Origin of the sequence: Nocardia sp. NBC_00565, from assembly GCF_036345915.1 — a bacterium.
In the GTDB taxonomy this organism is placed as follows: Bacteria; Actinomycetota; Actinomycetes; order Mycobacteriales; family Mycobacteriaceae; genus Nocardia.
The window spans coordinates 7,577,742-7,587,892 of the sequence record NZ_CP107785.1; the positions used below are offsets into that span (position 1 = coordinate 7,577,742).

At 63.4% G+C, this 10,151-nt stretch carries 13 protein-coding genes and 2 pseudogenes; 5 read left to right on the plus strand and 10 right to left on the minus strand.

Going from position 1 to position 10,151, the window contains the following annotated elements; genetic code table 11:
* Positions 1–85 precede the first annotated feature (85 nt).
* A complete protein-coding gene (locus OG874_RS34985) occupies positions 86–1,225 on the plus strand; it encodes a septum formation family protein (protein ID WP_330251319.1) in 1,140 nt (379 codons plus the stop codon).
* Positions 1,225–1,575 (plus strand): metallopeptidase family protein, encoded by a 351-nt coding sequence (locus OG874_RS34990; RefSeq protein WP_330251320.1) that lies wholly within the window; start codon positions 1,225–1,227, stop codon positions 1,573–1,575. The genes OG874_RS34985 and OG874_RS34990 overlap by 1 nt, the downstream gene beginning before the upstream one ends.
* Before the next feature lie 88 nt (positions 1,576–1,663).
* Here OG874_RS34990 and OG874_RS34995 read toward each other — a convergent pair.
* The 7 genes and pseudogenes from OG874_RS34995 to OG874_RS35025 form a co-directional block, all read right to left on the minus strand.
* Positions 1,664–1,762: pseudogene (locus tag OG874_RS34995) on the minus strand (enoyl-CoA hydratase-related protein); the annotation flags it as partial.
* 29 nt (positions 1,763–1,791) lie between these two features.
* Entirely contained in the window at positions 1,792–2,289 is a 498-nt protein-coding gene (locus OG874_RS35000) for a nuclear transport factor 2 family protein (RefSeq protein ID WP_330251321.1), read from the minus strand.
* A gap of 4 nt (positions 2,290–2,293) precedes the next feature.
* A complete protein-coding gene (locus tag OG874_RS35005; protein WP_330251322.1) occupies positions 2,294–3,166 on the minus strand; it encodes an enoyl-CoA hydratase/isomerase family protein in 873 nt (290 codons plus the stop codon).
* Between the two features lie 102 nt (positions 3,167–3,268).
* Positions 3,269–3,961, minus strand: a complete 693-nt coding sequence (locus tag OG874_RS35010) for an SDR family NAD(P)-dependent oxidoreductase (protein ID WP_330251323.1) — start codon at positions 3,959–3,961, stop codon at positions 3,269–3,271.
* The gene (locus OG874_RS35015) at positions 3,958–4,950 is read right to left on the minus strand and encodes an NADPH:quinone oxidoreductase family protein (RefSeq protein ID WP_330251324.1); all 993 of its coding nucleotides are present in this window, start codon (positions 4,948–4,950) and stop codon (positions 3,958–3,960) included. Before OG874_RS35015 ends, OG874_RS35010 begins: the two co-directional genes overlap by 4 nt.
* The gene (locus OG874_RS35020) at positions 4,947–5,726 is read right to left on the minus strand and encodes an SDR family NAD(P)-dependent oxidoreductase (RefSeq protein WP_330251325.1); all 780 of its coding nucleotides are present in this window, start codon (positions 5,724–5,726) and stop codon (positions 4,947–4,949) included. Before OG874_RS35020 ends, OG874_RS35015 begins: the two co-directional genes overlap by 4 nt.
* 160 nt (positions 5,727–5,886) lie before the next feature.
* Positions 5,887–6,120: pseudogene (locus tag OG874_RS35025) on the minus strand (SDR family NAD(P)-dependent oxidoreductase); the annotation flags it as partial.
* A gap of 428 nt (positions 6,121–6,548) precedes the next feature.
* Here OG874_RS35025 and OG874_RS35030 point away from each other — a divergent pair.
* Genes OG874_RS35030 through OG874_RS35035 form a run of 3 tightly spaced genes read left to right on the plus strand, consistent with a single transcriptional unit; the run spans position 6,549 to position 7,700 of the window.
* Positions 6,549–7,298, plus strand: a complete 750-nt coding sequence (locus tag OG874_RS35030) for a GntR family transcriptional regulator (protein WP_330251326.1) — start codon at positions 6,549–6,551, stop codon at positions 7,296–7,298.
* 22 nt (positions 7,299–7,320) lie between these two features.
* On the plus strand, positions 7,321–7,509 hold the full coding sequence (locus OG874_RS44960; protein WP_442943172.1) for an AMP-binding protein: 189 nt from the start codon (positions 7,321–7,323) through the stop codon (positions 7,507–7,509).
* Complete coding sequence (locus OG874_RS35035) at positions 7,452–7,700, plus strand: heme-binding protein (RefSeq protein ID WP_442943173.1); 249 nt, start codon at positions 7,452–7,454, stop codon at positions 7,698–7,700. The genes OG874_RS44960 and OG874_RS35035 overlap by 58 nt, the downstream gene beginning before the upstream one ends.
* Before the next feature lie 82 nt (positions 7,701–7,782).
* Here OG874_RS35035 and OG874_RS35040 read toward each other — a convergent pair whose 3' ends face one another.
* The 3 genes from OG874_RS35040 to OG874_RS35050 are packed head-to-tail and all read right to left on the minus strand — an operon-like array spanning position 7,783 to position 10,134.
* Positions 7,783–8,637 (minus strand): ABC transporter permease, encoded by an 855-nt coding sequence (locus OG874_RS35040; protein WP_330251327.1) that lies wholly within the window; start codon positions 8,635–8,637, stop codon positions 7,783–7,785.
* Position 8,638: 1 nt separating this feature from the next.
* Entirely contained in the window at positions 8,639–9,460 is an 822-nt protein-coding gene (locus OG874_RS35045; RefSeq protein ID WP_330251328.1) for an MlaE family ABC transporter permease, read from the minus strand.
* A gap of 5 nt (positions 9,461–9,465) precedes the next feature.
* The gene (locus tag OG874_RS35050; protein WP_330251329.1) at positions 9,466–10,134 is read right to left on the minus strand and encodes a hypothetical protein; all 669 of its coding nucleotides are present in this window, start codon (positions 10,132–10,134) and stop codon (positions 9,466–9,468) included.
* Positions 10,135–10,151: the final 17 nt, after the last annotated feature.

The following is a 10,151-nucleotide window of genomic DNA, read 5'->3' on the forward strand; positions in this document are numbered from 1 at the left end:
ATTCGACCCTTTCGAGCGACCTGCAGGCAGTCGCTAGCGGCCAGGTCGTAGCACCGGAGAACAGACGCTGACATGATGGGTCGCGATGTCTGCTGATGATGTGACCAAGGACCCACAGGAATCCGAGCCGTACTCGGGCGGGTCGTCGCGCGCGGAATCATTCCCGCAGTCGGTGATCATCGACCGCAAGGTCGTCTCCGACGGCAAGCTGCATTTGTCCGCGCCGACGCTGCGCTGGGTGCTGCTCGCCGCCGCGGTGGGCGCCGTCCTCATCTCGCTGTTCGGTCTGTTCATCACCGGCTACAAGAACGAAACGGGGCTCGAGGCGCACAATCCCGGCTCACCCGCCGAGACCGCGCTGGACAAGGAATTCGGCACCGCGGCCAAGGGTGACTGCCTCAGCTGGAGCAAACAGGACCGCGGCGATCTGGTGAAGGTCGCCTGCTCGAACCGGCATCTGTTCGAAGTCGCGGCCGATGTGGATATGGCCAAGTACCCCGGCGTGGAATTCGGTCCCGGCTCACGTTTTCCGGATTCGCTGCGGCTGACCGAACTCAAGGAAGAACACTGCACCCCGGCGGTAGACCAGTATCTCAACGGCAGGTTCGATCCGCGCGGCCGCTATGTCATCGGCCTGATGTACCCCAGCCCGGACGGCTGGAAGCACGGCGACCGGACCCTGCGCTGCGGGCTCCAGTTCTCCGGCAGCACCGGCACCCCGCTGCCGACCACCGGCAGTGCCGCCGAACACGATCAGTCGAAGATCTACGAACCGGGCACCTGCCTCGGCATCAACCAGAATCTGCCCACCGATCCGGTGGACTGCGCGCAGGCGCACGCCGTCGAGATCGTCTCCACCGTCGACCTCGGCCAGCACTTTTCCGGCGGTCCGCCCAGCAAGGACGAGCAGGACAAGTTCATGGAGGACGAGTGTGCGCGCGCGGCCACCGACTACCTCGGCTCACCTGACGTGGTGCGTAACAAGACGCTGACGTTGTTCTTCGACTACCTCGACGCGCGCAGCTGGCTGTCGGGCAGCCGCAAGCTGGACTGCATGATCGGCAAGGGCACCGACCGGGAGGGTTTCGCGCCGATCACCGGCTCGGCGAAGGGCGACATCCTGATCAACGGCCAGGCGCCGGTGCCGCCGCCGAACTCCGGTCGCTCGACGCCCGCCCCGCTGCCCGGTGCCGCGCCGCTGCCGCCGCAGCCGCAACCTCGCTGATGTCGGTGACCATGTCCGCGGACCGGTTCGAGGAGCTGGTCGGTGATGCGCTCGATCTCATCCCGCCGGAGCTGGCCCGCGCCATCGACAATGTGGTCGTGCTGATCGAACCGCACAATCCGGAGGATCCACATCTGCTCGGGCTCTATCACGGGATCGCGCTGACCGAGCGCGACAGCCAATACGGCGGCGCCCTGCCCGACACCGTGACCATCTATCGCGAGGCGATTCTGGCCATCTGCGGCGATGAGCGCGAGGTCGTCGAGGAGGTGGCGATCACTGTGATCCATGAGATTGCACACTATTTCGGCATTGACGAAGACCGGTTGCATGAGCTGGGTTGGGGCTGACTCTGAACCAGGAAAACCCGCCCCACCAGACAAAAGTCGCGGCGCGTCGGAAAGTAGCGGACAGCACGCTCGTAGACGTTTGCCCGTGTTTCATTGCGACTACCAGATCGCAGCACAGGACGAGTTCGAAGCCACCGCCGAGGGCGAAGCCTTCGACCGCGGCTATCAGAGGCTTGGTTCTGTTCCGGTTTGATCAGTCCGGCGATGCCGACGCGTTCAGTCACCTTCCGCTTGGTAGCGGTTGTATACCTCGAGCCATTCCTGGATGACGGTTCCGAAGTTTGCCGGGTTGTAGATGTCTTCTTCGCGAGAGAACAGGCCGCTGCCCGCATAGTCCAGCAGAGTCCAATTTGTTGATGTGTAGGACTTTCCGTCGCCTGGATCGGCCATGTGGGTGCGGGCCGAGAAAACGACTCGCGCGTTCTCGTCGTCGAAGAACACCCAATCATGGGTGTATCGGACCATTTGGTTGTTGGGAAAGTCCTTCATGAGGGGCACGATCCAGGCTAGGACCGCCCCGCGACCATGCATCTCACCGAAACAGTGTTCGACGTAGACGCAGTCCTCGGTAAAGAGGTCGGCGAAGGGACGATAGTCGGCTGTGTCCGCGCATCGGTCCGAGACCGTTTTGAATCTCTCGTACGCTTGCCGAAGCTCTTCGGGTGGATATTTTGGCACACTCTTCTCCTTCGCTTCGAGTGGTGAACCAATCATTGGGTTAGCGGCGCTGGTCTGCCCAGAAGGTGCGGGATTGGTTGCGGAGTGTGGCGAGGTCCTGGCCCTTTTCAGCGAAGGAGCCGATGCCGTGCGCGTCCATCGGACCGGCGGCGGGGTCGATGGGCAGCTCGAACGCCGCGACCTGGCCCATGGGCCCGTCGGCGGCGCGGTTGAGTACGTGTTTGGACCGCCGGATAGCGTATTTGCTTTTCTGGAGCATGAGTTCGGCGAGGCGGTTGACCTCGGTGTCGAGCTCTTCTCGTTCGACCACCCGGTTAGCGAGGTCCCACTCCAGGGCTTGGCGCCCGCTGAATTCGTATCCCAGCAGGTTGATCTCCTTGGTGCGGCGGCGCCCCGCGAACCGCTGCAAGCGGGTACATCCGCCCCAGCCGGGGGTGATCCCCATGTCGATCTCGGGCATGCCCCACCGCGCGTTCGGGGTGGTCAGCACGAAGTCGCAACAAAGGGTCAGTTCGAGCCCGCCGCCCATGCACACGCCGTCGACGGCGGCGATAGTGACGACGTCGGTGAGATTTTCGAGCAGCGCGGCTGTTTCCTGGAACATGCTGACGATGAGGTAGGTGCTCCACTCGGGGTCACTCGATGGTTCGGCAAGCGTGGTCGCCGAGTCGAACGAGAGCTTGCGGGTGTTCAAAATCGGCATCTCGGCGATGTCGTCACCGGCGCAGAACGTATCGCCGGCGCCTCTGATGATCAGGACCCTGGCTTCCTCATCGAAGCGAACGGCGCGGATGGCCTCGTGCAGTTGCTTCTGCATGGAGACATTGAGGGCGTTGTGCTTGGTGGGTCGGTTCAGGATGATCCGGCGGATCGGGCCGTCCTTCTCATAGCGGAGCTCGTCGTCGAATTCCATTGGTCCTGCTTTCCTTGGGGGTCTTGATCGGACGATTAGTGCTTGATTTCAACGATCCGGATCATTGCGGTACACCTTCACGCACGGGGGCATCCGGGAGATTCAACGTGTCTGGGCCGTCATGCCGCCGTCGACCGGAATGACTGCGCCGTTGATAAACGAGGCGTCCTTGGCGGTCAGCGCTACGATGACGTGGGCAATCTCCTCCGGACGGCCGTAGCGACCTGCCGGGATCCGGCGGCGCGCGAAGACCATACGGTCGGCTTCCGGTATCGCCTCTGTCATCCCGGTGAGAGTCGCGCCGGGGCACACGCAGTTCGCGGTCAAACCGTACCTGCCGTAATCCACGGCGAGTGCCTTGGTGAATCCGGCGAGGCCGTGCTTGGCAACGGTATAGGGACTGCTGAATCGGCCTGCGCCGAAGGCTTCGGTGGACGCTACATTCACGATCCTGCCGCTACCGTTCGCCAGCAGATCGGGCAGACATGCACGGACCACCAACATCGCACCGGTGAGGTTGACCGCCAGTGTGTTCTGCCACGTCTCGATGTAGTGATCGTCGGTTGGCAGGCCCCCTGCGGCGATGCCGGCGGCGTTCACCACGATGTTCACCGAACCCAGCGTCTGCCGCACCCCGGCCACGGCAGCCTCGACGCCCGCGGGATCGCTCACGTCGACCGGCGGCGTGCCGTCCCGATCGAGGACCGCGACGCGCACTCCTTGTTTGTCCAGCAGACGCGCGGTCGCCCGGCCGATACCAGAGTGACCGCCGGTGACCACTGCGACCCGACTCATGAGTGAGTCGTGAAGGTGATGACGGTTTTTCCGGTCGCACGCCGTTCCCACAGGGCCACACACGCCTCGGGGAGAGCTTCCAGGGGATAGGTGGCGCCGACGAGTGGCTTGATGCGCCCGTCGCCGTACCAGTCGAACAGTTGTTGGAAATTCGCGATGTTGGCGGCGGGATCTTTGATGGCCGACAGCCCGTAGGCGACGCCGATCACCGATATCGATTTCAAGATCGTGTAGTTGATTCCGAGTTGGGGGATGTCGCCGCCCGCGAATCCGACAACCAGGTAGCGGCCGTTCCAGGCAGTGCAACGCTTGGCTTGGTCGAACAGGCTGCCGCCGACGGGATCGAAGATCACGTCGGCGCCTGCTCCGTCGGTTAGCTCCAACAGCCGTGTGCGTAGATCCTCGATGCCGTAGTTGATGGTGTCGGTGGCGCCCATTGTGCGGGCTGCCCGGCATTTCGGTTCGGTGCTCGCGGCGGCGATCACTCGTGCGCCGATTGCGGTGCCGATTTGGACCGCGGCGCTACCGCATCCGCCGGCGGAGCCGAGGACCAGCAGAGTCTCATCGCGATCCAACCGTGCTCGTTGGGTCAGCGCGTGCATGGCTGTGCCGTAGGTGAGGTTGAAACCGGCCGCATCGGTGAACGGCATTTCCGCGGGAATCCGGTGAAGCTGTTGTCCGGGCGGCGTCACCAGCACTTCCTCGGAGAAGGCGTCATAGCCGGTCAGCGCCAGGACTCGTTGGCCAACACGGAAGTCGGCGACATGGGCACCGACCTCGATGATGGTTCCGGCGAACTCGCTGCCCGGCACGAACGGCGGCTCGAGCTCGAGCTGATAGAGCCCTCTCGTGATCAGTGTGTCGGGAAAGTTCAACGCGGCGGCATGATTTCGGACGCGAACCTGTTCGGCACCGCATGCGGGCCTCGTCCTGGTTTCCAGCGACAGCCCTGATTCTCCGGTCAGTGTGTTGCACACCCATGACCTCACGGTGCGACACCTCCATCGATGGTGATGAACGATCCTGTGGTGTAAGAGGATGCCGCCGACGCCAGATAGAACGCGGCGCCGACTACTTCGTCGGGCCGGCCGATGCGGTGCAGGGCAATAGGTTCGACCACGCTGGTCAGGATGTCGGGGTTGCGTACGAAACCCGCGGTGGTGTCGGTGTCGAAGGTGCCGCAGATGATCGCGTTGACCCGCACGTTGACAGCCGCGTATTCCTGTGCGGACGCTTGCGTCAGCGCGTTGAGCCCGGCCTTGGCGGCGCTGTAGGCAGTGGTGACCGGGGTCGGTCGCCGCGAGGCCAGCGAACTGATGTTGATGATCGATCCGCCGCCGGTAGCGGCCATCGTGGTGGCCGCCAGGGCGGTGAGGCGAAGGGGCCCTTTGAAGTTGATGTCGATGATTTTGTCGACGAGTGCTTCCGACGTTTCGAGCAGTGAGGGCGCGATCGGTGACATGCCCGCGTTGTTGATCAGCACATCCAGCCGTCCGTAACGCTCGATGACATCGTCGATCAGCCCATCCAACTGCCGCCAGTCGCCGACATGGCAGGCTCGCGGGAACGATTCGCCGCCGCGGGCATTGATCTCCTCGGCGAGAGCGTGGCAGGCGTCGTACTTGCGGCTGGACACGACGACGCTCGCGCCGCGATCGGCGAAGCCGAGTGACATGGCGCGCCCGAGCCCTCTGCTGCCGCCGGTAATGAGCACGACCTTGCCGGCGACATCGAACAGCGGGTCGGGGGTCGGAGCGTCGTTCATTCGGTGAACCTCCAAGAGTGTTCGAGCAAGCTGTCCACGGTGATACCGAAATATTCGCGAGTCGGATTCTGTGACCGGCCGGCCCGGTAGCCGGCATCGGACTGCGGTATCGCGAGCGGATGAACGGTCACAGGGCGACCATGTGAACTTGACGAGGGAGTTCAATCCCGTCGGTGTCGCCTAGATGCGTGGGGACGCCAATAGCTTGGCCGCCCAGGCCCTGTAGGTGCGTTGCCGCCGCCGCGCAGGCTTCCGGTTTTCGACTGGCCACAACAACATTGGCGCCGACGCCGATCAGTGCCTCGGCGATGGCCAAGCCGATCCCCCTGGTGCCTCCCGTGACGATCGCCGTTCCTCCGCTCTCACGCGCGATGTCGTTCGCACTGGGCGCCAGAGTGCCGCGCGGTGGACGACGTACCACGATGCGAAAGCCGTCGACGTCCACCAGATCCGTGAGGTTGGCACGGCCAGCGGTGAACTGGCGGACCTCCAACCGGCCTGCCGGCAGGTCGAGATGCGTGAGCAGATGAGACTCGAGCGCGGCCCAGTCGAGCTCAGCCTGGTAGTCGGGGTCGGTTTCGAAGTCCCACATTGTGTTCAGATTCTCCGGTCGTTCCAGCTCGCGAGGTTCCGCTCTTTGGCCTGGTGACAGCTGAACTCGTAGCCGAGCCGGTTGAACTCAAAGTTGCGGGTGAGTTCCACGGGTTCCTCCAAGCGGGTTTGACATGCACACTGCGGTGTGGTCGGATCAATTGATCCGGATCATTCCCGATGATCCGGATCATTGCACGGCGATAGCGCGCCGCGCAAGACAGGAGCGACATGCGACAGGCAACATCGGGGGGACCGCCCCGCTACGTCGAGATCATTCGGGCCATCTCCGACGACATCACCACCGGACGCATTGCTGTCGGAGAGCGCCTGCCGACTGAGAAAGGACTCTGCGCCCAGTACAACGTCGGCCGGCACACGATCCGCGAGGCAGTTCGCGGACTCATCGATCTGGGCATGGTGCAGCGCCGCCCCCGCATCGGCACCAGCGTCATTTCCGCGGAGCCCGTTGCAGGCTATCGGTGGGTGCCGGGCTCGGCCGCTGATATCGCCGCGAACATGAACGCGACCTGGATTGTGCGGGGACAGGAAACGGTCGTCGTCGCCGATGGAGAGCTGGCCGCCAGATTGAGCTGCGACGTCGGAGAACGATGGTTCCGTTTCGCCGGCCCGCGCATCCTACGGGACCGCAGCGTCCGCGAGCCGCTGTGTTTCAGCGAACAGTACGTGCAGGACACCCCCCGCGGGCGCGAAGCGATTCGCACCCCATCGATGACGCCGGCGTCGCTCGATGACCAGGTGGTCGAACAACAGATCCTCGCCAGTGCGCTCAACGCTGAGCAGGCGGCAGCGCTGAACGCGGTCACGGGCAGCCCGGCCCTGGTGGTGGTGCGCCGCCATTACAACGCCGAGGGCACCCTGCTTGCCGTCGGTATACACAGCCATCCGGGGGACCGCTTTTCCATCACGATGACCATCCCGGTCGGGACGAGTAATGGGAACTCGCTAAGTGGCGAATAATCTTGCTGACAAGTTCGAGGCCATGGCCGACGTGGCGCCGGGTCGCATGTGCGTAATCGACCACGACCAACGCCTGACTTACGCAGACATCGAAGCGCTCGCGAACCGGTTTGCCCATCACCTGGCTGATCACGGGATCGGTCCGGGTGATGGGTGGCATTGGCGAGTCGCAACAGCGCACCATGGATCGTCGCGTTCCTTGCCCCGCTGAAATTGCGCGCAGTCCGGTCAATATCAACTACCGGTACATCGCAGGCGAATTGGCGCACCTATTCGACGACAGTCTTCGCGGGAGGCGTTCCCCTCACACGCGACGGCGTAGTCGTCGGCGGTCTCGGTGTCAGCGGTGGATCGGGAGAACAAGACCAGACCGTCGCCGAAGCCGGCCTGACAGCACTGTAGCGATCGGACACTATTTCCTGCCTCGACCCATTGACAAACCTCGGGTCGAGGCAGGATCCACTGCACCCCAACTTCTTTCACACTAACCGCTGATGCGTGCTCCAGCGTCGAAACCCCAGAGGGCCATGGTCATCAGGAGGTTGACGCAGATCATCAGGGTGATGCCTGCGCGCATGGCGCGGCCTGCGGCGACGCCGACTCCTTCGGGGCCGCCTGTGGAGTAGTAGCCGAAATAGCACTGGATGATTGTGGTGAGTATGACGAATATGACGGCTTTCAACACCGAGTACAGGATGTCGGTTCCGTTGAGCACCATGTGGAAGTAGTGGTTGTAGGTGCCGGGGGCGTGGCTTCCTGCCAGGCCGATGGCGAATTCCACGGCGACGAAATTCGCTACAAGACATACCAGGTACAGCGGAATTATGGCGGTGACCGCTGCCATCAGGCGGGTGGTCACGAGGTACGGAACCGGCCGTATGGCCAGAGATTCCATCGCATCGATCTCCTCGGCGATGCGCATGGCGCCCAGTTGCGCCGTGAATCGGCATCCTGCCTGCGCGGCGAAAGCGAGTGAGGCCATGATCGGTGCGAGTTCCCGCGTCGCCGCGGTCGCCGCGACCAAGCCGGTCGCGGGGCCGATCCCCAACAATTTCAGGGCGCTATAGCCTTCGATGCCGACAAGCGCGCCGGTGCTCGCGCCCAAGATGATGATGATCCCCGCAGTGCCTCCGCCGACTATGAGCGAACCGTTTCCCCAAGTGACCATGGATATGAGGCGGAGCAATTCGGTGCGGTAGTGGCGCAGCACGATCGGGATACCCGCAATGGAACGCAGGAAGAAGTTGGCCATGTGGCCCAGCCGGATGATTCCCCCCAGCGGTGCGCCTGCCGCGCGGACAACCGCTCCGAGGCCGAGCGGATAATATGTCGACGCCATCTCACAGCGCCTGTCGAGGGAAGATCATGGTGTAGAGCTCGGTGAAACCGACGTTCACGATCATCAGCAGAACGATCGAGGCCACGACCGACGCATTGACCGAGTCGGCGACTCCCCCGGGCCCACCTTTGGTGCTCAATCCTTTCTGGCACGCGACGATCGTCACGATCATCCCGAATACCACGGCCTTCACCATCGCCAGGTACATATCGCCGATGGTGGCGAAGGAAGAGAACGTGGCCAGAAAGCTGCCTCGCGTCCCGCCCTGAACGAATACATTGAACAAATAGCTGGCCAGGAAGCCGACGAACGCACTCAACCCGGTCAACCCGACGGCGACGACGACACCCGCGGCGACCCGGGGAACCACCAGCTTGTGCAGTACCGAAACCCCCATCACCTCCAGTGCGTCGATCTCTTCTCGGATGGTGCGCGAACCGAGGTCGGCGCAGATCGCCGAGCCCACCGCGGTGGCAAGCAGCACGGCGGTCACTACGGGTGCCGCTTGCCGGATCACGGCGAGTCCGCTGGCCGCGCCGGACAGCGACGTCGCCCCTACCTGATCGGCGATGAGCCCGAATTGGATCGACAGGGTGGCGCTGATCGGCAGTGCCACAGCGAGAGTCGGTAGATACGACGTCTTGATCATGAAGGCCGCCTGCCGCACGAATTCCTGGAACGCGAAGCGGCCCGTGGCGATGTCGAGCACCAGGCACTGTATGGCCCGCACCCCCATGACGAATTGCGCGCCCACGGTTTCGAGCGAGGCGACGGGATGGCGGCGAAGGTAGCCGCGTCCCCACTGTTCGATCTGTGACACCATGGCGCTCAGACCATTTCGACTTTGCTGGCCAGCCAGTGGCCATCGACTCGTTCCATCGTCATCACGACGCGACTGCGGTCGACGCGAGGGGCGGGACTTTGGGTGTTGGTGACCATTTGGTCGACGAACAGCATGACCTCGACCCGATTCTCGCTGGCGGATTTGACACTCGAATCGACCACATTCCCCTTGCTCACCGCATTGTTCTGCACGAGCAGCGATTTCAGCTGGTTACTCGACTTGGAGTACATATCTTTGAACTCGCCGGTCGACCCGTTCAGCACGTCGGTGAAGTTCTGATCGATGTGCTGGAAGTCGATGCTCGTCAACGTCACGGCATAGGTTCGCGCGGTATCCGCCGCCTGCCTGGCCGCGTCGTCGATATCCTTGCGCTGCTCCAACTTCCACACTGCGATGCCTGCGCCGACTACCAGAGCGATCAGCACCACTACGACGAACGCGGCCGCGCCACGCAGGACCCATCGCCGACGCGAGCTCGGGGACTTGTCGTCGGTGCCCGCGACAGCCGTGTTCTCGGTGTCGTCCTGACCAGAGCTGCTCACCTCGGGAGCGTCGGTGTCGTCGCCGCGCGAATCCGGTTCGGGCGTCGTGACATCGCCGTCAGATGTGTCCGTGGCGTCTTTCATTTCGTTCCCGGGGGGTGAGACTTTCATCGGTCATACTCCTGAAC

Bases quoted from the DNA above. Each gene is read 5' to 3' on its own strand.
- OG874_RS34985 (WP_330251319.1), top strand. From the start codon at position 86: ATGTCTGCTGATGATGTGACCAAGGACCCACAGGAATCCGAGCCGTAC.
- OG874_RS34990 (WP_330251320.1), top strand. From the start codon at position 1,225: ATGTCGGTGACCATGTCCGCGGACCGGTTCGAGGAGCTGGTCGGTGAT.
- OG874_RS35000 (WP_330251321.1), bottom strand. From the start codon at position 2,289: ATGATTGGTTCACCACTCGAAGCGAAGGAGAAGAGTGTGCCAAAATAT.
- OG874_RS35005 (WP_330251322.1), bottom strand. From the start codon at position 3,166: ATGGAATTCGACGACGAGCTCCGCTATGAGAAGGACGGCCCGATCCGC.
- OG874_RS35010 (WP_330251323.1), bottom strand. From the start codon at position 3,961: ATGAGTCGGGTCGCAGTGGTCACCGGCGGTCACTCTGGTATCGGCCGG.
- OG874_RS35020 (WP_330251325.1), bottom strand. From the start codon at position 5,726: ATGAACGACGCTCCGACCCCCGACCCGCTGTTCGATGTCGCCGGCAAG.
- OG874_RS35030 (WP_330251326.1), top strand. From the start codon at position 6,549: ATGCGACAGGCAACATCGGGGGGACCGCCCCGCTACGTCGAGATCATT.
- OG874_RS44960 (WP_442943172.1), top strand. From the start codon at position 7,321: ATGGCCGACGTGGCGCCGGGTCGCATGTGCGTAATCGACCACGACCAA.
- OG874_RS35040 (WP_330251327.1), bottom strand. From the start codon at position 8,637: ATGGCGTCGACATATTATCCGCTCGGCCTCGGAGCGGTTGTCCGCGCG.
- OG874_RS35045 (WP_330251328.1), bottom strand. From the start codon at position 9,460: ATGGTGTCACAGATCGAACAGTGGGGACGCGGCTACCTTCGCCGCCAT.
- OG874_RS35050 (WP_330251329.1), bottom strand. From the start codon at position 10,134: ATGAAAGTCTCACCCCCCGGGAACGAAATGAAAGACGCCACGGACACA.